Origin of the sequence: Pseudomonas sp. DCB_BI, assembly GCF_026240995.1 — a bacterium.
GTDB lineage: Bacteria > Pseudomonadota > Gammaproteobacteria > Pseudomonadales > Pseudomonadaceae > Aquipseudomonas.
Map to the genome: position 1 here is coordinate 133,207 of NZ_JAPFCG010000014.1, position 22,228 is coordinate 155,434.

Here is a 22,228-nt window from a genome sequence, read left to right on the forward strand (position 1 = left end):
GTCCCCACAGGGAAGCATCGGGGCAGGGGCTTTTTCGTCAGAACGTGTGAAACAGCATCAGCCCGCCCTCGGCATCCGGGCTGGCATCCGAGAAGCCCTTGACCGCATAGAGTTGGACTTTCCACTGCTGGTTAAGCTTATGGGTGAGGAACAGGGTCAGCTCCCGGATCTGCGAGCCGGTCGAGACCACTTTCTGCCGCCAATCATAGGAGGCGCCTGCCGATGTGCCGACAGCCACCGGCAAGGCGAAACCGAGGCTGGCGAAGATCGGGTCGTCGAACTTGCTGTCAGGCGGGTCGCCAAACTTTTTCCAGCCTAGTGTGGCGAAGCCGGTGACAAGGCCAAAGCCTTTGGTGATGTCGACCTGAGCGGTGTAATCGTACTCGCCGGTGCCCAAGCACTGGTCTTCATCAGCGGTGGGGAATTTGACCTTGCCGATCAGGTCCAGCATCAGCCCGCCGTCACTGCCGTCGAGCAACGCATACCCGGCACTGGCAACCGTATCGCCCAGCCCGCTTTCTACATCATGGCAACCGCCGGGCAAAGGGTCACCACTGGGGCCTACTTCAGGGTTGGTGATGTGTAACCAGGGCACGGTGACTTTGTAGGTCATGGGCCCAGCCTCATATTTGCCAACCACCGGGAGGTACCAGATCTCCGACGTGGTACCGGTGCCATAGTCACCGCTGGAATAGTCCAATCCCGTGGCGATGCTGAAACTATCGGCCACGGCTGAAGCACCGGTACATGACAGCGCGCAGGCGATAAGAGTAAGCGCAGGTCTCATCGGCATCTCAGTACCTGTTTGGCAAGTGTGATCGACCTTACCCCAGCCTAGTTGGCTACCGCCCCGATCGCTCTGGATGCTCTACTTTTTCGAGGGGCTCTACCTTTTCCGGCTTTTCTACTTTTTCTACTTTTTCTACTTTTTCGACCTTTTCGACCTTCTCGACCTTCTCGACCTTTTCAGGTTTCTCAATTTTCTCGACTTTCTCAACCTTCTCGACTTTGTCCGGTTTCCCGACCTTCTCTACCTTCTCGACTTTTTCAACCTTTTCGACTTCGGCCTTCTCCACCCGATCGGAGCGGCCACTGGCGGTGTTCTCGCGTGATTCCACGGTATCGACCTGTTCGGACTTGCCAGACGTGTCAACACGGTCAGAGCTGCCCCGCCCACTGTGGTCATCATTGCTTTCACTACGAACGTGGGTGGCATCGCTCGCGCCATGGCCGCTGCCACTGGAGCCACCACCATTACTGCCCTGCCCGCTGCCATGCCCTGAGTGCCCTCTGTCCGGATTCTCGGCACGGTCACCCTGGAACTCCAGGCGGGTTGCCTGCAGTTCATGGCTGCCATTGAGCACCCCACTCACCCGGACGCGTTGATCAAGCGCAAAGGCAGCAGGTTGCCTGCCGACAATCACGGTCTGGTGCCCCAGCGTCACATTAATGCCGGCGACCACCCATTGCCGCGCCTGTGTGCGCTGCACCAGTCCTTCGACCACAACTTGCCGGGCACGCCCAGCAAACGGCAGGCTCGGGTCTGGGCGAGCTTGCGCCACCTCCAGCTGGCGCCCCGTCCACTGGCCGCGCACCAGCAGCTCCCGAGCCGGGGCTATCCGGGTTCCCAGTTTCAGCCCCTGCAAGCTGCCTGGGCTATCCACTGCACCAATGGCACTGGCCTCTTTGAGGCCAGGTGCGCGTTCGATACGGGTCGCCACCACTTCGCCGCGGGCATCCCGCAGGCCACTGACCCTGACCGGCTCACCTGGGCGCAACCCTTCAGCTACCCGCGCGCCAGCAGCAAGCCGCACAGGTTGGCCCATGACCCGTAGCGGTGCCGAGGCATTGGGCAGCGCGGTCAACGGCCCTTCAAACACGTGGAGAATCGAAATACGCCCTGCTTGCAGGCCGCGCTGGGTGGCGAATGCCTCGACCGCCACCACCTGGCCGATCGCCAGATGGCCCGTGTGGGCAGGGGCACCGTTCTCACTCACCGGTACGTCCTTGCCGTAGTGCACTTCCATGCCGTTTACGCAGATTGAGGCGAACCCGGTGATGGTGCCAACGATACCCGTGCCGCCCGGGCCCAGGATTGGCGCACCGGTACCGCCCACCCCGCCTTGGCTGTGATCTAAGTAGAGACCGTCCACACCTTCGGCAACCGCCCCCGTGCCGCCGGTGCCGCCGGGGCGTTGCGGAAGTGGCGCACCCGTTCCTCCGACACCGCCGTTTTCGCTGCGTACACCGGTCCCGCCAGTACCGCCTGGAAACTGCAGGCCTGCGGCACCGGCCATCCCCACTTCATCCCGGCTGACACACACCGGCGCTGCGGCCACCTCGGCAGGCGCCAGCAGGTTCACCCCGAAAACCAGGGCGCACGTGACGGCACTGAGGAAGCGCGCAAGAAGGGTCATGGGCCGGGTGTCTTCGACGAATCGGGGTCGGTAGCTTCAGTGTAGAAATAAAGCCCGACAGTAATGCGCTGACGCTGCTCGTCACTGGGCGTGTCGACGCTTTCCAGCTCCGCAGCAAGCCGGCTGAAGGCTAGCAGCGTCTGCATGCCGTCCTTGGCCACCACGTCACGCAGATGCTCGACGCTGGCCGCGCTCAGGGCATCATAGTGCACGCTGCGCTCAAAGAACGGCTGGCCCTCGCAACTCAGGTTGTGCACCGCAGCGCAGGCATGATCGTGCAGGTTGTGGCCGAAGTACGCCGCCTTCTCGGCAAAGCCCTTCTGTGGCACGAATGCCTGAGCTTCCAGGTGCACACAATCCTGCTCGTCCAGCCGCACTACACCCAGGCGCAACCACTCATCCAGCACCACCCTGCCCCGGATATCGGTGCTGACCTTGGCCACCAGGGCATCGAACGAGCAATCGCCACCCACGCTGGCCAGCCGGGGCAGCGGCAGCGCCTGGCCAGGCGCCGAGCAAAACGGTGGGCTCGTGGTCCAGACGCTGACCAACTGTGCGCCCAGGGTAATGTTTGCCGGCAGGGCCTCGGGCGCCTTGCCCGCATCACTGCGCAGCCGCCGGACATCCTTGCGATGTACGCCTGTAAGCAAGCTGATGCGGCTATCGGTTGGCGGAGTGTCGTTCAGGCGAAACTCGTGATGGGCCACGTCGACGAACACTTGCTTGAGCAGGTCGCCGAACATTGTGTAGGTAACCCCTTTGCGCAGCATCAGGCGCACCAGCGGGCGCATGACACGCCGCAGTGCGCTTAACATCGACGGGGGCAAGGTAGGCGATTGCATTGAGCGCGTTCCTTGACAGAGGAATCCAGCATACAACGCGGGAAATTATCCCACATAAACTGCAGGTACTTCCCGACAGGTACAAGAACAAACTGTCGGCGCTCATCGCAAGGACATGGTAATGGCCAGACAGGCCGGAAGCTGACCATGCAAAACCCGTCCGCTGTTTTTTGCATGGGCCGCTGCGAGTCAGCTCCAATCAGCTTCTGCTGTTGTCATCACCCGGTTCGCCACCCACATGGTTGCCGTTATCATCACCTGGTTCACCGCCAACATGATTGCCGTGGTCATCGCCAGGCTCACCGCCGACATGATTACCATGATCATCTCCGGGCTCACCGCCGACATGGTTGCCATGATCGTCACCCGCTTCAGCATGATTGCTACTGCGCCCAGCGTTCGAATTGCCGTCGTGGGCTCGGCCATCATGGCCACTGCCACTGTTGCCGGCATGACCACCACCTTCGCCGCCATTGCCGTGGCCACCGCCGCTTCCGCTTCCGCCACCACCGTGGCCACCGCCGCCACCGCTTCCGCCACCACCGCCGTGGCCACCGCCACCACCGCTTCCGCCACCACCGCCGTGACCACCGCCACCACCGCTTCCGCCACCACCGCCGTGGCCACCGCCACCACCGCTTCCGCCACCACCGCCGTGACCACCGCCACCACCGCTTCCGCCACCACCACCATGGCCACCACCGCCGCCGCCATCTTTGGCGTAGGCACTGGAACCCTGGGAAATCGAGTCAGGGATCAACACAATCGACGTCGACAGCACGCCAGTTACGGCTACCGCGAGTAGGGCCTTCTTGAACAGCAGGTGGATTTGCATAGTTCGTCTCCAGGGCTTCGCCACGAGAACGCCAAATCAGTCAGGAATTCTGTTGTTAGTTTGTTGTTTTCCTTGCGTGGGATTTTTTCCCACACCAAAGTAATAGTCCTCGCCAGCCTGGCCTTCAAGTGCTGTGCGATCAAGCCGACCGGTGGTTGGCCTGCTATGTTTTCCCTACCGCCATGGAGGAACAACGGCATGCCTGCGCTGCTGACGCTGCAAACCCCGCGCTTGAGTGATTACAGCGAACTGGTTCAAGTGTGGGAAGACTCGGTACGCGCCACCCATGACTTTCTGCCAGAGGGGTATATCGTGCTGCTGCGCGAACACGTGCTGCGCCGCTACCTCGACGCGGTGATGCTGGTCTGCTGCAAGGACCGCCAGCGTATCTGTGGTTTCGCCGGGGTCGCCAACGGGCGCGTGGACATGCTGTTCGTCGCACCGGGCTACCGCGGCCAAGGGGTTGGCAAGCGCCTGCTGCGCTATGCCATCACCGAACTGAATGCCGAGCGCCTGGATGTCAACGAGCAGAACCCGCAAGCGCTGGGTTTCTACCTGCATGAAGGCTTCGAAGTGATCGGCCGTTCGGCAACCGACGGCCTGGGCCAGCCCTACCCCCTGCTGCACATGAGGCTGATGCGTACAGCGCCCTGAGGCTTCGTCCGAAAGTGCCGCGTCATGTGCCCAAAATGGCGCATCTGACACAGATTCCCATCATCAAGCGCGTAGGGGCAGGTACAATGGTGGTCTTTCCCTGCCTTTGCGAATTGCCCCATGTCCGAACCCGTCCGCCTGTCCAAACGCCTTATCGAGCAACTTGGCTGCTCCCGCCGCGAGGCCGAGCAGTACATTGAAGGAGGCTGGGTAACGGTCGATGGCGTGGTGGTCGAGCAGCCGCAGTTCAAGGTCGAAGCGCAGCACGTCGAGCTGCTGCCGGGCGCCCGGGCTGAAACACTGGAGCCGGTGACCCTGCTGCTGAACCAGCCGGCCGGCGTCGACAGTGAAACTGCCCGCGCCAGCATGAACATGGGCAGCCTGAGCGAGGCCCATCGCGAAGGCGTGCGTGCCCTGCACGGGCATTTTGCCCGGCAGGCTTGCGTGGCCCCGCTGGAGCGCGGCGCCAGCGGCCTGCAGGTGTTCACCCAGGACTGGCGGGTAACCCGCAAGATCGAAGCCGACCTGCGCCGTCTAGAGCAGGAATTCATCGTTGAAGTGCGCGGCGAGACCACGCCCCAGGCACTGGAACGCCTGGCGCGCGGCGCGACACGCAATGACCGCGAACTGCCCAAGGCCAAGGCCAGCTGGCAGAACGAGACCCACCTGCGCATGGCCCTGAAAAACCCGCAGCCCGGGCAAATTGCCGAACTGTGTGCTTACCTGCGCCTGGAGCTGGTAGGCATGCGCCGCATTCGCCTGGGTGGCGTATCGATGGGCAAGTTGCCCCTGGGCCAATGGCGCTACGTGGCCACTACCGAACGTTTCTAAGCAATACGCCGCGCTGGAACGCGCGGCACCTGAACAGGATTCTGCAGCAATGAACCACAATGATGTCCTGCGCAGCCTGCGCTACATGCTCAAGGTGAACGACGCCAAGATGGCCGAGATCATCGGGCTCTCCGGCCTCGAAGTGCATCCCCTGGTGCTGGCCACCTACCTGAAGAAAGAAGAAGAGGAAGGTTTTGTGCGCTGCCCGGAACGGGTGATGGCGCACTTCCTCGACGGCCTGGTGATCTACCGCCGTGGCAAGGACGACAGCCGCCCGCCCCAGCCGATCGAGCTGCCGGTCACCAATAACCAGATCCTCAAGAAGCTGCGAGTGGCCTTTGAACTCAAGGAAGACGACCTGCACGCGATACTCAAGGCAGTCAATTTCCCGGTCAGCAAGCCCGAGCTCAGCGCGTTGTTCCGCAAGGCTGGCCACGAAAACTACCGACCATGCGGCGACCAGTTGCTGCGTAACTTCCTCAAGGGCCTGACCCTGCGCGTGCGCGGCTGAGTGGCCATGCAGCATACGGTTGCCCCGGTCGGCATCGTCCGCTCGTGCTTCAAGGAAAAGTTCGCCATCCCGCGCCAACCGCAGCTGGCGCCCGCTGCCCGCGGCGTACTCGAGCTGCTGCCGCCGTTCGACCAGGGTGACGCGGTCGAAGGCCTGGAGCAGGTCAGCCACGTATGGCTGCTGTTCCTGTTCCACCAGGCCCTGGAGGACAAGCCGCGCCTGAAGGTGCGGCCACCGCGGCTGGGCGGCAACAAGAGCATGGGTGTGTTCGCCACCCGCGCGACCCACCGGCCCAATGGCATCGGCCAGTCGGTGGTGCGCCTGGAGGGCGTGGAGCCTGGGCGCCTGTTGCTGTCCGGGATCGACCTGCTTGACGGCACACCGGTGCTGGATATCAAGCCCTATGTACCCTACGCCGACAGTATCCCCGGTGCCAGCAACCAGATGGCCAGCGCCGCGCCTGCGGCAATTGCCGTACAGTGGGCCGACAGCGCCCTGCCCCAGGCCCGCGATCATGCGCTGCGGCTGGGCGAGCCGCTGGTGGAGCTGATCGAGCAATGCCTGGCGCAGGACCCACGGCCGGCCTACCAGACACCCCCGGCCGAGCGGGTGTATGGGGTGAGGTTCTGGGATGTGCAGGTGCGGTGGCATTACCCGCACCCGGAGCAGATCCGGGTGTTGGAGGTGGTGCTGGGCTGAAGGCCACCGCATCGCCCTGTGTGGGAGCGGCCTTGCGTCGCGAAAGGGCTGCGCAGCGGCCCCAAGATTTCAGCCATCCTGCAAGGTCGCCGGGGCTGCTGCGCAGCCCTTTCGCGACGCAAGGCCGCTCCCACAAAGGACCGCGCAGATACGAAAAAGGCGACCCTTGGGTCGCCTTTCTCATTTCAACCGGCTATCAACGAGCCGGGCCTTCAGCCACGCCCAGGTCGTCGGTCGGACGGGTATCGATCAGCGGTGCACCGCCAGAGGCCAGCTCCGAAGCCAACTTGTCGTTGTCCATTTCCTTGACCCACTTGGCCACGACCACGGTGGCAACGGCGTTGCCGACCAGGTTGGTCAGGGCGCGGGCTTCGGACATGAAGCGGTCGATACCAAGGATCAGCGCCAGGCCAGCGACCGGCAGGTGGCCAACGGCCGACAGGGTGGCGGCCAGGACGATGAAGCCCGAGCCGGTGACGCCCGCAGCACCTTTGGAAGCCACCAGCAGCACCAGCAGCAGCGTGATCTGGTGGGTGATGTCCATGGTGGTGTCGGTGGCCTGGGCGATGAATACCGCAGCCATGGTCAGGTAGATCGAGGTGCCGTCAAGGTTGAACGAGTAACCGGTCGGGATGACCAGGCCAACCACCGACTTCTTCGCACCCAGGCGCTCCATCTTGGCCAGCATACGCGGCAGGGCCGACTCCGAGGACGAAGTGCCCAGCACGATCAGCAGTTCTTCACGGATGTAGCGGATCAGCTTGAGTACGCTGAAGCCGTGGGCACGGCAGATACCGCCCAGCACCACCAGCACGAACAGCAGGCAGGTGATATAGAAGCAGGCCATCAGGTAGCCCAGCTGCACCAGCGAACCAACGCCGTACTGGCCAATGGTGAAGGCCATGGCACCGAAGGCACCGATCGGGGCCAGCTTCATGATCATGTTGATGATGTTGAACATGACATGGGCGAAGCGGTCGATCATGTCCAGTACTGGCTTGCCGTAGCTGCCCAGGCGGTGCAGGGCGAAGCCGAACAGTACCGAGAACATCAGCACCTGCAGGATGTCGCCATTGGCGAAGGCGCCGACCACGGTGTTGGGGATCACGTTCAGCAGGAAGCCGACAGTGGTCTGCTGCGCGCCGGCGGCGGCGTAGGCAGCCACGCTGCTGGCGTTCAGGGTGCTGACGTCGATGTGCATGCCAGCGCCAGGCTTGACCACGTTGACGACGACAAGGCCGATGATCAGGGCGATGGTGGAGACGATCTCAAAATACAGCAGCGCGTAGCCGCCGGTCTTGCCGACCGATTTCATGCTCTGCATGCCTGCAATGCCGCTGACCACGGTACAGAAGATGATCGGGGCGATAACCATCTTGATCAGTTTGACGAAGCCGTCACCCAAAGGTTTGAGGGCGACGCCCGTTTCCGGATAATAGTGGCCGAGCAGGATGCCGATGGTGATGGCGACCAACACCTGAACATACAGGGATTTGTACAGCGGCTGACGTGTCGTCATGGCTAATTTCCTCAAGTGTGCCGGTTTTCACCCTTCCCAGGGTGATGGGGCACCTGAATCGCTAACCCTCCTGCACCTGGAGGGATTTGTCGTTGTGTTCGAGCTGCCTGGGCAGGCCTCTGCAAGGATCAATAGCAAGGGTGGTGCCAAAGTGCCCACCAAGGGTGCAAAGGCCGCATTTGCCTGGGATAAATGCCCAACGACAGGGCGATTTGGCTGAGGAAGGCTGGCGGATTTCCGCCCGTTGGCGGGATTTGTACAGGGGGGTTGGCGGGAATCCGCCCATTCAGGGGGTACGTAGCAACAGGGATCAGTCCAGATTGAAGGTGATCCTGAACGCAGCCCCCCCTAATGGAGAATCCCCCAGGCTGAGCTCGGCGTCATAGCTGTCGACGATGTCCTTGACCACCGCCAACCCGATGCCCTGCCCAGGATGCTGGCTGTCCAGCCGCTCGCCGCGCTCCAGGATGCGCTCACGCTGGTCGGCCGGCACCCCCGGCCCATCATCCTCGATACACAGGACCAGCAGCCCTGGCGCTTGCTCCAGGCTCACCCGCACTTGCCCCAGGCTCAGCCGGTAGGCGTTCTCCAGCAGGTTGCCGAGCATTTCCAGCAAGGCGCCCTGCTCCATCGGCACTTGTGCCGTGTCTGGCAGTTCAAGGACAACGCTGACCCGCTTGTCGCGGTAGACCTTGGCCAAGGTGTTGCACAGGCTGTCGAGCAACGGCCGCACCAACACACTGTGACGCACCAGGCCGCTCTTGCGCAGGCTGGCGCGCTGTAGCTGGTAGTCGATCTGCTGGCTCATGCGCTCGATCTGGCTTTGCAGCACCCGCGCCTGCTCGCGTTCGCCACTGCGCTGCTGCAGGCTTTCGCCCACGCCTTGCAGCACCGCCAGTGGGGTTTTCAGGCTGTGCGCCAGGTCGTCCAGCGAATCGCGGTAGCGTGTACGTTGCTCGCGCTCACTGCGCAACAGGCGGTTGAGCGAGCGGGTCAGGCGCAGCAACTCGCGCGGGTGCTCGCCGCTCAGGCCATCACGGGCGCCCGCTTCCACCTCGTCCAGTTCGTGGCTGAGCCGGCGCAACGAGCGCAGGCCCCAGGTCAGTCCGGCCCAGAGCAGCACCATCAGCGCCAGCAAGGCAGCGCCAAAACCCAGATACAGCTTTTCGCGCAGGCCATTGAGGGTGGCTGTGTACTCGCTCACCGGCTGCAGGGCGACAATGCTGTAGGCGGCGCTCTGGCCACCCAGCAGACGGATCTCGACATCGTAGACGAAGAACTCTTCACCATCGGACTGGTGAATGCGGGCAAATTCGTTGCCGCGCCCGTCATAGCGCGGGCGATAGTTGATATGCCGGTCAGCCGTGGCGCGTGACTGCCAGACCAGGTTGCCGTCGCGGTCGAAGATATACCCGAGCAGCCCGGTGTACGGCAGGTTGTAACGCTCGTCCGGCAACAACGCCGGCATCTGCAACTGGCCATGCTCGATGCGCGCGGCGGATATCAGCGTAGTCACGTCCGAAGCCAGACGCTGCTCGATGGCCTCCTGCAACGCCAGGCTGAAGGCCTTCTGCAAGGCTGGCAGCAACGCCAGCATGAACAGCAACGCCAGCACTGCGGCAGCCAGCATCAGGCGCACCCGCAGCGAGCGGATCATCTGCAGCGCTCGGTGAACAGGTAGCCAAGGCCGCGAACGGTATCGATGGGTTTGAAACCCTGCTCGCCCTCAAGCTTGCGGCGCAGGCGGCCGACCAGTACCTCGATGACATTGGGGTCGCGTTCCTCGTCGCCCGGGTACAGCTGCTCCATCAGGCGGTCCTTGGCCACGACCTGCTGATGATGGCGCATGAGGTATTCGAGGATGCGGTATTCGTAGGCGGTCAGCGCCAGCGGCTGTTGGTCGAGGGTGGCCTGTTTGCGATTGAGGTCGAGCACCAGTGGGCCGGCGGCGATGGTCGACTGGGTGAAGCCGCTGGACCGGCGCAGCAGGGCATTGAGCCGGGCTTCAAGCTCTTCGAACTGGAACGGCTTGACCAGGTAGTCGTCGGCCCCGGCAGCCAGGCCTTCGACCTTGTCCTGCCAATTGCCGCGGGCGGTCAGAATAAGGATAGGGAAAGTCTTGTCCTGGCTGCGCAGGCGCGTAATCAGCTCGAGGCCACTGATGCCGGGCAGGCCCAGATCGATGATGGCCAGGTCAAAATGGTACTGGCCGGCCTGGTACAGCGCCTCCTCGGCATCGGCAACCGCTTCGACCACATGGCCGCTTTCGCCCAGGCGGGTGTAGAGGTGATGGCGAAGCAGGGCTTCGTCCTCGACCACCAGCAGTTTCATGTGCAGCTCCTTGTGTGTATTGCCTGTACCGGCCCTTTCGCGGGCACGCCGCCGAAAGGGCCGGTACAGGATAACCCGGCTCGCGCGTCAGAACTTGTAGCTTGCTGCCAGGTAAGTCTGGGCACTGCTGGTCAGGCGCAGGGTGCCATCCTTCGGCCCGCCATGCGCGCCCACTTCAGTGGCGGCGTTGGTGCGCAGGTAACGGTAGCCCAGCTCGACCGAGGCTTTGTCGGTGATGTCCTGGATCACCCCGGCCTGCAGGCCGTAGGCATAACCGTAGTCGGTATCGCGACTGGCGCCTGGCGAGTCCTGGGTGAGCTTGGTCATGCCCAGGCTGCCACCCCCAAACAGCTTGGTGGTATCCCCCACGGGCAGGAACAGGTCGTAGCTGCCCAGCAGGTTTTCCTGGCGCAGTTTCAGGCCACTGTGGTCGCCCGAGACGTTGTCATAGGTCATGTAGTAGCGACCCTGGTCGTTGATCTTGCCCACACGCACACCCCAGGTGTCATCCTTGCCGATGATGCCGTCAGTATTGAGGTGATCGGTGTTGCGCTGCAGCAGGCCGGATTTGCGAACCTTGTCGCTGGTCTGGCCATAGGTCAAGCTGGCAAAGTTATCGTCGGCGGCCTGGGCGGTGGTGATGCCAGCGGCACAGACGGCCATGGCGGCAAGCAGGGTGTTGAAGGTTTTCATGGCGGGTTACTCCAGTTGAGTGCGCTGTTTCGGTCTGGAAGCTAGAGTAAGGAGGGCACCCTGAACCGCGACTGAACCCTGGCTGAACCCCGGCTGAACGAACTGTCTGCAAGACAAGGAGTAGTAAAGATGCGTGCCCTGCTGGCCCTGACCCTGATGTGCAGCGCCGCCCTCGCCCAGGCGGCAGTAGTGACCCGCGAGATCCCCTACCAGGACGCCGACGGCAACCGCCTGGTCGGCTACTACGCCTACGACGATGCGCTGGACGGCAAACGCCCAGGCATCGTCGTGGTGCATGAATGGTGGGGCCTGAACGACTATGCCAAGCGTCGTGCACGAGATCTTGCGGCCCTGGGCTATAAAGCGCTGGCCATCGACATGTACGGCGATGGCAAGCACACCGAGCATCCGCAGGATGCCCAGGCGTTCATGACCGAAGCGTTGAAAGACCCGGCCGCGGCAGCAGCGCGCTTCGACGCTGGCCTGGAGCTGCTGAAAAAGCAGCCGAACGTCAACAAGCATCAACTGGGCGCTGTGGGCTACTGCTTTGGCGGCAAAGTGGTGCTCGATGCCGCACGCCGGGGAGAGAAACTGGACGGTGTGGTGAGCTTCCATGGCGCGTTGGCCACCCAGACCCCGGCCAAGCCTGGCGTAGTGCGCGCGGACATCCTGGTTGAACATGGCGCTGCGGACAGCATGGTCACCCAGCAGCAGGTGGACGCGTTCAAGGCGGAAATGGATGCGGCCAAGGTCAACTACCAGTTCGTCAGTATCGAAGGGGCCAAGCACGGGTTTACCAACCCGGATGCAGACCGCTTGAGCCATGGCGACCATGGCGGGCCGGACATTGGCTATAACAAGGCGGCGGACGAGAGCTCCTGGGCGGATATGCAGACGTTTTTCAAGAAGGTGTTCAAGTAAAAGCTTGCGCAATCGTTGTGGCTACAAGGAGTCGTTGCCACGTCTCCTCCCTTAGCGCTTGCACAGCTGGCACAATAGCCGCCATGAACACACTTCCCGCCTGCTGCGCCCCGCTCCAGCACCACTGGCCGCTGCCCCGCCCATTGCCCGGCGCGGTACTGGTCAGTTGTGCCTTCGACCCTGCCCACTTGTCCGCCGACGACTTCCAGCGCGCTGGCGTGCTGCCCAGCGCCAGCCTGCTGCGCTCGGTGGCCAAGCGCCAAGCCGAATACCTGGCCGGCCGCGTGTGCGCCCGTGCCGCCCTGCAGCGCCTTGACGGCCGCGACTACGTGCCCGGCACCCACGAAGACCGCTCGCCCATATGGCCCGCCGGTATTCATGGCTCGATCACACACGGCAAGGGCTGGGCCGCCGCGGTGGTCGCCGACGAAAACAGCTGCCAAGGCCTGGGCCTGGATCAGGAAGCCTTGCTGGATGACGAACGCGCCGAGCGGCTGATGGGTGAAATCCTTATCCCGGCAGAGCTTGAACGCCTGGACCGCCGCCAGCTTGGGCTTACGGTGACCCTGACGTTCTCGCTGAAGGAAAGCTTGTTCAAGACCCTGTACCCACTGACTCGCCAACGCTTCTACTTCGAACACGCAGAAGTGCTCGACTGGTCCCCGCAAGGCCTGGCACGCCTGCGCCTGCTCACCGACCTGTCACCGCAGTGGCGGCAAGGCGCAGAAGTGCAAGGCCAGTTCTGCCTGCAGGACGGCCACCTGCTTAGCCTGGTCAGCGTCTGACCTTTACAGCGGTGCCTGCTGCCGTGGCCAGTTCAGGCTGAAGCAGGCACCGCCCAACGCCTCGCTGCGGCCTACCGTGGCCCGGCCAGCGTGCCAGTAGATGATCCGCCGTACGATCGACAGGCCCAGGCCATGCCCGCCCGAAGCGCGGGTGCGGCTGTCGTCAAGGCGGGTGAAGGGCGTGAAGATACGGTCCCAGAAGCCCTCGGGGATCCCCGGCCCGTCATCCTCCACATCGATGCGGCAACGTTGCTGGCCTAGCTGATAGCTCAGGCGCACTTCGCCTTCGGCATGGCGCATGGCATTGCCGACCAGGTTCTGCAGCGCCCGGTGCAGGTAACGCGGCTCGGCCTCGACCCAGGCGCCATCGGCATCCGCGCCTTGGCACTCGCCACGCACCACGCGCACGTCGGCACGCAGTGGCGCCAGTTCTTCGATGACCCGGTCGAACAAGGCATCCAGGTCGATGCGCTGGAACTGCAAGGCCGGAGCGCCCTGCTCCAGGCGCGCGTAGGTGAGCATTTCGTCGACCAGCTTGTCGAGGTCCTGGATATCGCCGTCCATGCCGGCAAGGTGCTTGGCCCGCGCCTGCTCGGTGCTGGCGGTTTCGATCATCTCCAGGCCAAAACGCAGGCGCGCCACCGGCGTGCGCAGTTCATGGGAAACCGCCCGCACCAGTTCGCGCTGCATGGTCAACGAACGCTGCAGATGCTCGGCCATGCCGTTGAAGGCCGCGGCCAGGCGCCCTACCGAGTCGGCATCGCCCGCTGGCACACGGGTGTCCAGGCTACCTTGCGCGATGCGCGTAGCAGCAACTTCCAGGCCCGACACGCGGCGCTCCAGCTGGCGCACCAGCAGGTAGACCACCAGGCCAATCAGGCACAGGCCAAGGAACGCGATCAGGATCAGCAACTGCGGCGGGTACGGGTTGAGCTGGTACAGCGGGCCGATTTCCAGCACCCAGGGCGAGCCTGCCAACCCGGCGAACACCCGGATCGAGTCGCCATCCTTGCCCAGCGCCATCACCGTGTCGCCTTCCTCGACCCGGCGCCGCTGGTCATCGTCCAGGCTGGCCCGCTCGATGCGCTGCAAGGCCACGCCAAAGCCGAAGCCCTTTTCCTTTTTTAGATGTGCCAGACGCTGCTGCTGCTCAGTCACCGGGTAGCGCACCAGTTCGTCGGCCAACAGGTAAAGGGTGGCCCGCGCCAGCTGCTCGCTGATCTGTTTGATCTGCGCCACCAGCAGCAGGTCTTCCTGACCGACCTTGCGCAGCACGACTGCGGCATGCGGGCCGGTCATCTCGACCACCACCAGCCCGCGGTACAGGCGCGCCCGCTGGCCCCCGTCCAGGCTTCGCGCGGTCATTGGCTGCAGTGCCAGGGGCACGCCGAGCAAGCGTTCCCAGATCAGCAATGAACGCTTGCGTTCGGTTTCGTCCTGCATGGCCAGGTTGTCGGCCATCAGACTGAATGTGCCTTGGGCCAGCCCCTCGCGATGCTGTGCGGCGCGCACTTCATTGACCAGGTGCAGGCTGAGTACGCCGAGCAGCGCCACCAGCACCAGCACGGCCAGCATGCCGCCGTATATACGTAGGAAGATCGAGTTGTTCATGGCGCCTCGCCGACGAACAGGTAGCCCTTGCTACGCAGGGTCTTGATCAGCCGCGGCTGGACAGGGTCATCGCCAATCTTGGGGCGGATTTTCGAAATGCGGATGTCGATGGAACGGTCCTGGCCGTCGTAGCCGACGCCGCGCAGCGCGGTGAAGATCTGCTCGCGGGTCAGCACCCGGCCGGCGTTGCTGGCCAGTAGCCAGAGGAGGTCGAACTCCGCGCCTGTCAGCTCGATCAGCTGTTCGCCCAGGCGCGCCTCGCGCAGGCGGTTGTCGATGCGCAGCGCACCGAAGGCCAGGTCCTGACGCTTGCTGTCCACCGCTTCACTGCGGCGCAGCAGGGCCTGGATCCGCGCCAACAGCAAGCGTGGGCGTACTGGCTTGCATACGTAGTCGTCGGCGCCCAGGTCCAGGCCCTGGACCTGGTCGAGTTCGTCACTGCGGGCGGTGAGCATGAGGATCGGCCCGGGGTATTGGGTACGCACCCGGCGGCAGATGCTCAGGCCGTCCTCGCCGGGGAGCATCAGGTCGAGGATGACCAGGTCGGGCTGGCTATCGACGATGCGCCTCGCGGCACGGGCGCCATCGGCCTCCACCGCGACCTCGAAACCATTGGCCTGCAGGTATTCGGCGGTGAGCTCGGCGAGGCGCTGGTCGTCTTCGACGATGAGGATGCGGGGTGTGGGGTGGTCCATGGCTTTGGCCTTGTTGTTCTTGGGATCGTGTAAGGGCAGCTGAGAGTATGGCTGTAGATGGGTGGCGCCTGCGAGACCGAGCGCCGCCCGCGCGGCGCATCGCGAGCTGCGCTCGCTCCTACATTTGTTTCGGGCCAATTATTCCTGTGCCATTTGCGCGCGAACGCCTTTGGCGCAGGGCGCGATATCGTGTCGTACACACAAGGCGGTCGCGCGCGCCTGTCACAGGCGTAACTGGCCCGAAACAAACGTAGGAGCGAGCGCAGCTCGCGATGCGCCGCGCGGGCGGCGCTCGATCTCCCAGGCACCCCAGATCTTCAGACATGCCCTACCGCCCCCTGAACTGAACCGTTTTTTGTGACAGGTATCCCGCCCGAAAAAAACTGCCCAAGGGCGTCACCACGCAGAAAAATACTGCAAACCACTTGGCACAAGGCCTACAGCGAATACCCACCATTCACTCACAAAGTACACACAACTTATCCACAGGCGCTCGCCTTGCAAAGCCCCCAATACCGCATTATCTTGTATCCCGATCGCAGCGAACCACTAGATATAGGGGTTCGTGCAAAATCACACACAAAAGTCAACCCGCAAGATCAAGCGATTTTCCGGGTGGAACTTCAGGTGATTTCAGCAGCCAAACCGCTCCTGCGGAGGCGACCGAGGCAAGCCCTTTCAGGGCGTTGTTCGGGCATGGGTGTTGCAGGCCAAGCCTGGCACCCATCAGCAACAGTTTTTGGGCTCGGCCCAGAACCTTTGACTTCGGCCAGGGAGCGGCAAGCCATTGCCCCTTATTCCTGAGTCTGTCCCGAAGTCGGTACGCCCGCGCGGGCGGATGCGCATGCATTGCGCATCCCCGCGAGGTTATCGAGCAAGTGGACGGAACGGTGGGCGCCCATAAGGCGCCTGAACAATATAGAAACTGTGGAGACACCCACCCATGCAAACCGACACAACTCGCGAGAACCCGCAGGCCCAGGTGCCGCAGGCCGCCGATTCCAACCAGGATCTGGCTGCCACCGCCCCCGGCCAACTGCGCGTGATCAAGCGTAACGGCACTGTCGTCCCTTACACCGACGACAAGATCACCGTTGCCATCACCAAGGCGTTCCTCGCAGTTGAAGGCGGCACCGCCGCCGCTTCGTCGCGTATCCACGACACCGTCGCGCGCCTGACCGAGCAGGTTACCGCCACGTTCAAGCGTCGCATGCCATCGGGTGGCACCATCCACATCGAAGAAATCCAGGACCAGGTCGAACTGGCCCTGATGCGTGCCGGCGAGCAGAAAGTTGCTCGTGACTACGTGATCTACCGCGACCAGCGCGCCAAGGAACGCGCCACCCGCGCCAACACCGACGCCGTGGTCGAGCCGCACCCAAGCATCCGCATCACCCTGGCCGACGGCAGCCTGGCGCCGCTCGACATGGCCCGCCTGAACACCATCATCAGCGAAGCCTGCGAAGGCCTGGCCGAAGTCGATGGCGACCTGATCCAGCGCGAAACCCTGAAAAACCTGTACGACGGCGTTGCCATCAAGGACGTCAACACCGCCCTAGTGATGACCGCCCGTACCCTGGTAGAGCGCGAGCCGAACTACTCGTTCGTTACCGCCCGCCTGCTCATGGACACCCTGCGCGCCGAAGGCCTGGGCTTCCTGAACGTCGCCGACAGCGCCACCCACCACGAGATGGCCGACCTGTATGCCAAGGCCCTGCCGGCCTACGTCGCCAAAGGTATCGAGTTCGAGCTGCTGAACCCGGCCCTGGCCGACTTCGACCTGGAAAAACTGGGCAAGGCGATCAACCACGAGCGTGACCAGCAGTTCACCTACCTGGGCCTGCAGACCCTTTACGACCGCTACTTCATCCACAAGGATGGCGTGCGCTTCGAGCTGCCGCAGGTGTTCTTCATGCGTGTGGCCATGGGCCTGGCGCTGGAAGAGAAAGACAAGGAAGCCCGTGCGATCGAGTTCTACAACCTGTTGTCGTCGTTCGACTACATGGCCTCGACCCCGACCCTGTTCAACGCCGGTACCCTGCGCCCGCAGCTGTCCAGCTGCTACCTGACCACCGTGCCAGACGACCTGTCGGGCATCTACCACGCGATCCACGACAACGCCATGCTGTCGAAATTCGCTGGCGGCCTGGGCAACGACTGGACCCCGGTCCGTGCACTGGGCTCGTACATCAAGGGCACCAACGGTAAATCCCAGGGCGTCGTCCCGTTCCTGAAAGTGGTCAACGACACCGCCGTTGCCGTGAACCAGGGTGGCAAGCGCAAAGGCGCTGTATGTGCTTACCTGGAAACCTGGCACCTGGACATCGAAGAATTCATCGAGCTGCGCAAGAACACCGGTGATGACCGCCGTCGTACCCACGACATGAACACCGCCAACTGGATCCCTGACCTGTTCATGAAGCGTGTCTTCGATGACGGCAAGTGGACCCTGTTCTCGCCTTCGGAAGTGCCAGACCTGCACGACCTGACCGGCAAGGCCTTCGAAGAGCGCTACGAGTACTACGAAGCCCTGACCGAGTACAACAAGATCAAGGTGTTCAAGACCATCCAGGCCAAAGACCTGTGGCGCAAGATGCTGTCGATGCTGTTCGAGACCGGCCATCCGTGGCTGACCTTCAAGGACCCGTGCAACCTGCGTTCGCCGCAGCAGCACGTGGGCGTGGTCCACAGCTCGAACCTGTGCACCGAGATCACCCTGAACACCAACAAGGACGAGATCGCGGTCTGCAACCTGGGCTCGATCAACCTGCCGAACCACATCGTCGACGGCAAGCTGGACACCGCCAAGCTGCAGCGTACCGTGAACACCGCCGTGCGCATGCTCGACAACGTGATCGACATCAACTACTACTCGGTGCCGCAAGCGCGTAACTCGAACTTCAAGCACCGCCCGGTCGGCCTGGGCATCATGGGCTTCCAGGACGCGCTGTACCTGCAGCACATTCCTTACGGTTCCGATGCAGCCGTCGAGTTCGCTGACAAGTCGATGGAAGCGGTCAGCTACTTCGCCATCCAGGCCTCGTGCGACCTGGCCGACGAACGTGGTGCCTACGAGACCTTCCAGGGCTCGCTGTGGTCCAAGGGTATCCTGCCGCTGGACTCGCAACAGATCCTGATCGAGGCCCGTGGCCAGAAGTACATCGACGTCGATCTGAACGAGACCCTGGACTGGGCGCCAGTGCGTGCCCGCGTGCAAAAAGGTATTCGTAACTCGAACATCATGGCCATCGCGCCAACCGCGACCATCGCCAACATCACTGGCGTATCGCAGTCGATCGAGCCGACCTACCAGAACCTGTACGTGAAATCGAACCTGTCGGGCGAGTTCACCGTGATCAACCCCTACCTGGTTCGCGACCTGAAGGCGCGCGGCCTGTGGGACTCGGTCATGATCAACGACCTGAAGTACTACGACGGTTCGGTGCAGCAGATCGAGCGTATCCCGCAAGAGCTGAAAGACCTGTACGCCACTGCGTTCGAAGTCGAGACCAAGTGGATCGTCGATGCTGCCTCGCGTCGCCAGAAGTGGATCGACCAGGCGCAGTCGCTGAACCTGTACATTGCCGGCGCCTCGGGCAAGAAGCTGGACGTGACCTACCGCATGGCCTGGTACCGTGGCCTGAAAACCACCTACTACCTCCGTGCCCTGGCCGCGACCAGCACCGAGAAGTCGACCATCAACACCGGCAAGCTCAACGCCGTTTCCAGCGGTGGCGACAGCGCCCCGGTCCAGGCAGCCGGCCCAGCGCCAGTGCCGAAGGCCTGCGCGATCGACGAGCCTGACTGCGAAGCCTGCCAGTAAGGCCTGAATGCCGTGCGGGGTACCTACGGGTGCCCCGCGCGGCATTTTTGTATCCGCGCCCCGGAGAAACCTTGCCCTTTGCCCAGCGCTCGCGCGGCTCGGTAAAAGAACAGGACCTCTCAAAACAGGATGTAAGCCCATGGCGCGGAAAAAACTGGCAACTCGCAAGATTGGTCGCAATGCTGAAACCGGCCGTTTCACCTCGGTGGAACAGGCACGCAAGCACCCCAAGACACACATTGTCGAAACGCTGCACACGCACCGTAGCTAATGTGAGCTGGCCTCATCGCCGGCCAGCCCGCGATGGGGCCGATTCGGCTAGCACACCCCCTCAACAAAACACCATATGATGTGCCTAAAAATTTAAACTGGCACAACATATAGGTTGACGCTACACTCTCCCCCCGTAGAAGAAGCCACCTGTTTCGTGAACGGACGCACGCCAAACCGGTCGAAAAAGTTACCCTCGCCGGCAACACTCGCGCCCCGATCGAAGGTGAATTCCGGTATACTTTGCGCCCTCTGAAAAGAGCACCTATTTAATTGTCCTGGCCCCTCCCAGAGGCCTGGCCAGGTACAAGCCAGAACACATTCAGATGTAAACGAGAGTCAGCCTCTCGAGCTGTCCATTCGCCGTTACGGCCTTGCGTCAGGCATCACATTCTTAAAATCCAACCGGTTGCCCCAGGGCGACCCTCAAGCAGGAGCCAAACCATGCTGAGCTGGGACGAATTCGACAAAGAAGACGGCGAAGTAGCCGCCAAAGGCAACACCCCTGCGCAGGCCGCTGCCGCCGCCACCCTCGACAAGCTCGACAGCGCCGGTGGTGCCGCCGCCCTGGAGGCCCGTGCGGCCACCGCTTCTGACTCCGATGCCGTCAAACGTGCCAAGGCTGCCCTCGACGCCCTCGACGTTGCCGAAGGCCTGGCCGAGCTGGAAGGCTCCTCGGCCCGCGTTGCAGTCGATGAAAAGCGCATGATCAACTGCCGCGCCGACCTCAACCAGCTGGTACCGTTCAAGTACGACTGGGCCTGGCAGAAGTACCTGGACGGCTGCGCCAACCACTGGATGCCGCAAGAGGTCAACATGACCGCCGACATCGCCCTGTGGAAGAGCCAGGACGGCCTGACCGAAGACGAGCGCCGCATTGTCATGCGCAACCTCGGTTTCTTCTCCACTGCCGACTCGCTGGTTGCCAACAACCTGGCCCTGGCCGTGTACCGCCTGATCACCAACCCGGAGTGCCGCCAGTACATCCTGCGCCAGGCCTTCGAAGAGGCGATCCACACCCACGCCTACCAGTACTGCATCGAGTCGCTGGGCATGGATGAAGGCGAGATCTTCAACATGTACCACGAGATCCCGTCGGTCGCTAAAAAAGCCGCGTGGGGCCTGAAGTACACCCGCGCCATCTCCGACCCGGAATTCAACACCGGCACCGTCGAAACCGACAAAGAGCTGCTGCGCAACCTGATCGCCTACTACTGCGTTCTGGAAGGCATCTTCTTCTACTGCGGCTTCACCCAGATCCTGTCCATGGGCCGCCGCAACAAGATGACTGGCGTTGCCGAGCAGTTCCAGTACATCCTGCGTGACGAGTCGATGCACCTGAACTTCGGCATCGACGTGATCAACCAGATCAAGATCGAGAACCCGCACCTGTGGGATGCGGCGATGAAGGAAGAAGCGACCCAGATGATCCTGCAAGGGACCCAGCTGGAGATCGAATACGCCCGTGACACCATGCCACGCGGCGTACTGGGCATGAACGCAGCGATGATGGAGGACTACCTCAAGTTCATCGCCAACCGTCGTCTGACCCAGATTGGTCTGAAAGAAGAATATCCTGGGACTACCAACCCGTTCCCATGGATGAGCGAGATCATGGACTTGAAGAAGGAGAAGAACTTCTTTGAGACGCGGGTGATCGAGTATCAGACGGGTGGGGCGTTGAGCTGGGACTGATCGTCCGGGCTGAGCACCGAGAAGGCTGCCGATTGGCAGCCTTTTTATTGGCACTTCCGAAAACTCGAAAAACACCAGAGCTCACTTCACCAGGCACGCCGCTTAATCCATTTATCTTTGATATACTTTGACGCAAACTCAACCTCAGGAAACATGGTGCGAGAGTTTATATTTAACGCATCCAACTGCTTAACAATCGACCACTTCTTGTCAGCCGGCACAATTATTTTCCTAATATTAAACCCAACTGACTTCTCCAGCCCCTTGTACTTCAACAAGCCAGCAGCTATAAAAGCGCCTGACTGGGCTATCACTCGCCTATTATTTTTAGCAGGGTATACAAAAAAATACTTGAACAAATCCTCAGGCTTAGCCGAGTCTAGAAAGTACGGCTTTTCGATTCTAACAAACTGAGTGAGGCGCTTCATGGCAGCAAGCGCTCTAAAACCCTCTACATCATCTGAGCGCTCATCAAATTCTATAATAGAATTTTTCTCAACCTCGGAGAGCCTGGCCAAATTACAAACTAAACTGATGGAATCGCTATCTGAAAATTTCACGCGAACATTTCGAAAATCGAATATTAGGACCACGCCATTTTTATCTCGATGCTCCTCTTCGCAGCATGCGAAATACAAGCTTACAAGCGGATTTAGAGAAACATCCAGCAGACGAGTTGGCAGCCCATAGTGCTGAGCACGTACCAACTTATCAAACATCGCTTTATCACCATTAAACTCTGAAGGTGCCTCCAGCATGAGCTCACTAAACATGGCATATTCGGCGTCGCCCTGAAGCCCACGCAGGACTGATGGTTTCAGATCCCAACTAAGATCAGCCTGACCACGATAACAACGAACCGAGTTCCGATGTTTAGAACCGAGCCCAAAGACCTCATTCAAATAGGAGCTTACGTCCTTGACCCAGATATCATCGCGCAAATTCACCATCCAATCGTCCTTAACTCACCTATAGAAATTGTTATTTCCATTATTGATAGAAAATTCACCTCGAACAGCGAAGCCAGGCAATATCACAAAGCCATCATTCGCGCCAGATCCAATCACTCGATTGACTGCTGGGCTTTTTTTCATTA

Annotated in this window: 20 protein-coding genes; 9 read left to right on the forward strand and 11 right to left on the reverse strand. The window is 61.8% G+C overall.

The annotated features are described in order from the left end of the window. Nucleotides 1-37: 37 nt before the first annotated feature. The 4 genes from OO258_RS16725 to OO258_RS16740 form a co-directional block, all read right to left on the reverse strand. Nucleotides 38-787 carry a hypothetical protein gene (locus OO258_RS16725; protein ID WP_266031704.1) on the reverse strand — a complete coding sequence of 250 codons (750 nt, stop codon included), beginning with the start codon at nucleotides 785-787 and terminating at the stop codon, nucleotides 38-40. A gap of 55 nt (nucleotides 788-842) precedes the next feature. Beyond that, on the reverse strand, nucleotides 843-2,417 hold the full coding sequence (locus OO258_RS16730) for a DUF5666 domain-containing protein (RefSeq protein WP_266031706.1): 1,575 nt from the start codon (nucleotides 2,415-2,417) through the stop codon (nucleotides 843-845). Further along, nucleotides 2,414-3,259 (reverse strand): DUF6502 family protein, encoded by an 846-nt coding sequence (locus OO258_RS16735; RefSeq protein ID WP_266031708.1) that lies wholly within the window; start codon nucleotides 3,257-3,259, stop codon nucleotides 2,414-2,416. Before OO258_RS16735 ends, OO258_RS16730 begins: the two co-directional genes overlap by 4 nt. 199 nt (nucleotides 3,260-3,458) lie before the next feature. Then, the gene (locus OO258_RS16740; protein ID WP_416309212.1) at nucleotides 3,459-4,094 is read right to left on the reverse strand and encodes a hypothetical protein; all 636 of its coding nucleotides are present in this window, start codon (nucleotides 4,092-4,094) and stop codon (nucleotides 3,459-3,461) included. Nucleotides 4,095-4,292: 198 nt separating this feature from the next. On the opposite strand from OO258_RS16740, the gene OO258_RS16745 reads away from it, so the two are divergent. The 4 genes from OO258_RS16745 to tsaA all read left to right on the forward strand — a co-directional run bounded on the left by OO258_RS16745 (nucleotide 4,293) and on the right by tsaA (nucleotide 6,789). Then, nucleotides 4,293-4,748 (forward strand): GNAT family N-acetyltransferase, encoded by a 456-nt coding sequence (locus OO258_RS16745; protein WP_266031710.1) that lies wholly within the window; start codon nucleotides 4,293-4,295, stop codon nucleotides 4,746-4,748. Between the two features lie 120 nt (nucleotides 4,749-4,868). Further along, nucleotides 4,869-5,579 (forward strand): rRNA pseudouridine synthase, encoded by a 711-nt coding sequence (locus tag OO258_RS16750; RefSeq protein WP_110747420.1) that lies wholly within the window; start codon nucleotides 4,869-4,871, stop codon nucleotides 5,577-5,579. Between the two features lie 49 nt (nucleotides 5,580-5,628). Next, entirely contained in the window at nucleotides 5,629-6,090 is a 462-nt protein-coding gene (locus OO258_RS16755; RefSeq protein WP_266031712.1) for a DUF1456 family protein, read from the forward strand. A 6-nt stretch (nucleotides 6,091-6,096) separates the two neighbouring features. Beyond that, entirely contained in the window at nucleotides 6,097-6,789 is a 693-nt protein-coding gene (tsaA, locus tag OO258_RS16760; protein WP_266031714.1) for a tRNA (N6-threonylcarbamoyladenosine(37)-N6)-methyltransferase TrmO, read from the forward strand. 196 nt (nucleotides 6,790-6,985) lie between these two features. Here tsaA and OO258_RS16765 read toward each other — a convergent pair whose 3' ends face one another. From OO258_RS16765 to OO258_RS16780, 4 genes are all read right to left on the reverse strand, one after another. Then, the gene (locus OO258_RS16765) at nucleotides 6,986-8,308 is read right to left on the reverse strand and encodes a dicarboxylate/amino acid:cation symporter (RefSeq protein ID WP_016712021.1); all 1,323 of its coding nucleotides are present in this window, start codon (nucleotides 8,306-8,308) and stop codon (nucleotides 6,986-6,988) included. Nucleotides 8,309-8,618: 310 nt separating this feature from the next. Continuing rightward, a complete protein-coding gene (locus OO258_RS16770) occupies nucleotides 8,619-9,965 on the reverse strand; it encodes an ATP-binding protein (RefSeq protein ID WP_266031718.1) in 1,347 nt (448 codons plus the stop codon). Next, on the reverse strand, nucleotides 9,962-10,639 hold the full coding sequence (locus OO258_RS16775) for a response regulator (RefSeq protein WP_266031720.1): 678 nt from the start codon (nucleotides 10,637-10,639) through the stop codon (nucleotides 9,962-9,964). Before OO258_RS16775 ends, OO258_RS16770 begins: the two co-directional genes overlap by 4 nt. Before the next feature lie 87 nt (nucleotides 10,640-10,726). Then, a complete protein-coding gene (locus tag OO258_RS16780) occupies nucleotides 10,727-11,332 on the reverse strand; it encodes an outer membrane protein (RefSeq protein WP_110747434.1) in 606 nt (201 codons plus the stop codon). Nucleotides 11,333-11,461: 129 nt separating this feature from the next. Between OO258_RS16780 and OO258_RS16785 the strand changes: the two genes are divergently transcribed. Together OO258_RS16785 and OO258_RS16790 are read left to right on the forward strand one after the other, a co-directional pair. Continuing rightward, nucleotides 11,462-12,253 carry a dienelactone hydrolase family protein gene (locus OO258_RS16785; RefSeq protein WP_266031723.1) on the forward strand — a complete coding sequence of 264 codons (792 nt, stop codon included), beginning with the start codon at nucleotides 11,462-11,464 and terminating at the stop codon, nucleotides 12,251-12,253. Nucleotides 12,254-12,336: 83 nt separating this feature from the next. Next, nucleotides 12,337-13,038: a 4'-phosphopantetheinyl transferase family protein gene (locus OO258_RS16790; protein WP_266031725.1), complete on the forward strand. Its 702-nt coding sequence runs from the start codon at nucleotides 12,337-12,339 to the stop codon at nucleotides 13,036-13,038. A gap of 3 nt (nucleotides 13,039-13,041) precedes the next feature. On the opposite strand, the gene OO258_RS16795 is transcribed toward OO258_RS16790, so the two are convergent. Together OO258_RS16795 and OO258_RS16800 are read right to left on the reverse strand one after the other, a co-directional pair. Then, nucleotides 13,042-14,649: an ATP-binding protein gene (locus OO258_RS16795; protein ID WP_266031726.1), complete on the reverse strand. Its 1,608-nt coding sequence runs from the start codon at nucleotides 14,647-14,649 to the stop codon at nucleotides 13,042-13,044. Then, a complete protein-coding gene (locus OO258_RS16800) occupies nucleotides 14,646-15,344 on the reverse strand; it encodes a response regulator transcription factor (RefSeq protein ID WP_110747447.1) in 699 nt (232 codons plus the stop codon). The genes OO258_RS16795 and OO258_RS16800 overlap by 4 nt, the downstream gene beginning before the upstream one ends. A gap of 943 nt (nucleotides 15,345-16,287) precedes the next feature. Between OO258_RS16800 and OO258_RS16805 the strand changes: the two genes are divergently transcribed. The 3 genes from OO258_RS16805 to OO258_RS16815 all read left to right on the forward strand — a co-directional run bounded on the left by OO258_RS16805 (nucleotide 16,288) and on the right by OO258_RS16815 (nucleotide 21,132). Beyond that, nucleotides 16,288-19,167, forward strand: a complete 2,880-nt coding sequence (locus OO258_RS16805) for a ribonucleoside-diphosphate reductase subunit alpha (RefSeq protein WP_110747450.1) — start codon at nucleotides 16,288-16,290, stop codon at nucleotides 19,165-19,167. Nucleotides 19,168-19,306: 139 nt separating this feature from the next. Further along, nucleotides 19,307-19,438, forward strand: coding sequence for a hypothetical protein (locus tag OO258_RS16810; protein ID WP_266031728.1), 132 nt, complete (start codon nucleotides 19,307-19,309; stop codon nucleotides 19,436-19,438). A gap of 443 nt (nucleotides 19,439-19,881) precedes the next feature. Next, the gene (locus OO258_RS16815) at nucleotides 19,882-21,132 is read left to right on the forward strand and encodes a ribonucleotide-diphosphate reductase subunit beta (protein WP_016488688.1); all 1,251 of its coding nucleotides are present in this window, start codon (nucleotides 19,882-19,884) and stop codon (nucleotides 21,130-21,132) included. 86 nt (nucleotides 21,133-21,218) lie between these two features. On the opposite strand, the gene OO258_RS16820 is transcribed toward OO258_RS16815, so the two are convergent. Further along, a complete protein-coding gene (locus OO258_RS16820) occupies nucleotides 21,219-22,082 on the reverse strand; it encodes an FRG domain-containing protein (protein WP_266031730.1) in 864 nt (287 codons plus the stop codon). Between the last annotated feature and the right edge of the window lie 146 nt (nucleotides 22,083-22,228).

Bases quoted from the DNA above. Each gene is read 5' to 3' on its own strand.
- OO258_RS16725 (WP_266031704.1), bottom strand. From the start codon at position 787: ATGAGACCTGCGCTTACTCTTATCGCCTGCGCGCTGTCATGTACCGGT.
- OO258_RS16755 (WP_266031712.1), top strand. From the start codon at position 5,629: ATGAACCACAATGATGTCCTGCGCAGCCTGCGCTACATGCTCAAGGTG.
- OO258_RS16785 (WP_266031723.1), top strand. From the start codon at position 11,462: ATGCGTGCCCTGCTGGCCCTGACCCTGATGTGCAGCGCCGCCCTCGCC.
- OO258_RS16805 (WP_110747450.1), top strand. From the start codon at position 16,288: ATGCAAACCGACACAACTCGCGAGAACCCGCAGGCCCAGGTGCCGCAG.
- OO258_RS16750 (WP_110747420.1), top strand. From the start codon at position 4,869: ATGTCCGAACCCGTCCGCCTGTCCAAACGCCTTATCGAGCAACTTGGC.
- OO258_RS16735 (WP_266031708.1), bottom strand. From the start codon at position 3,259: ATGCAATCGCCTACCTTGCCCCCGTCGATGTTAAGCGCACTGCGGCGT.
- OO258_RS16730 (WP_266031706.1), bottom strand. From the start codon at position 2,417: ATGACCCTTCTTGCGCGCTTCCTCAGTGCCGTCACGTGCGCCCTGGTT.
- OO258_RS16765 (WP_016712021.1), bottom strand. From the start codon at position 8,308: ATGACGACACGTCAGCCGCTGTACAAATCCCTGTATGTTCAGGTGTTG.
- OO258_RS16815 (WP_016488688.1), top strand. From the start codon at position 19,882: ATGCTGAGCTGGGACGAATTCGACAAAGAAGACGGCGAAGTAGCCGCC.
- OO258_RS16775 (WP_266031720.1), bottom strand. From the start codon at position 10,639: ATGAAACTGCTGGTGGTCGAGGACGAAGCCCTGCTTCGCCATCACCTC.
- OO258_RS16810 (WP_266031728.1), top strand. From the start codon at position 19,307: ATGGCGCGGAAAAAACTGGCAACTCGCAAGATTGGTCGCAATGCTGAA.
- OO258_RS16795 (WP_266031726.1), bottom strand. From the start codon at position 14,649: ATGAACAACTCGATCTTCCTACGTATATACGGCGGCATGCTGGCCGTG.
- OO258_RS16800 (WP_110747447.1), bottom strand. From the start codon at position 15,344: ATGGACCACCCCACACCCCGCATCCTCATCGTCGAAGACGACCAGCGC.
- OO258_RS16745 (WP_266031710.1), top strand. From the start codon at position 4,293: ATGCCTGCGCTGCTGACGCTGCAAACCCCGCGCTTGAGTGATTACAGC.
- tsaA (WP_266031714.1), top strand. From the start codon at position 6,097: ATGCAGCATACGGTTGCCCCGGTCGGCATCGTCCGCTCGTGCTTCAAG.
- OO258_RS16820 (WP_266031730.1), bottom strand. From the start codon at position 22,082: ATGGTGAATTTGCGCGATGATATCTGGGTCAAGGACGTAAGCTCCTAT.
- OO258_RS16740 (WP_416309212.1), bottom strand. From the start codon at position 4,094: ATGCAAATCCACCTGCTGTTCAAGAAGGCCCTACTCGCGGTAGCCGTA.
- OO258_RS16780 (WP_110747434.1), bottom strand. From the start codon at position 11,332: ATGAAAACCTTCAACACCCTGCTTGCCGCCATGGCCGTCTGTGCCGCT.
- OO258_RS16770 (WP_266031718.1), bottom strand. From the start codon at position 9,965: ATGATCCGCTCGCTGCGGGTGCGCCTGATGCTGGCTGCCGCAGTGCTG.
- OO258_RS16790 (WP_266031725.1), top strand. From the start codon at position 12,337: ATGAACACACTTCCCGCCTGCTGCGCCCCGCTCCAGCACCACTGGCCG.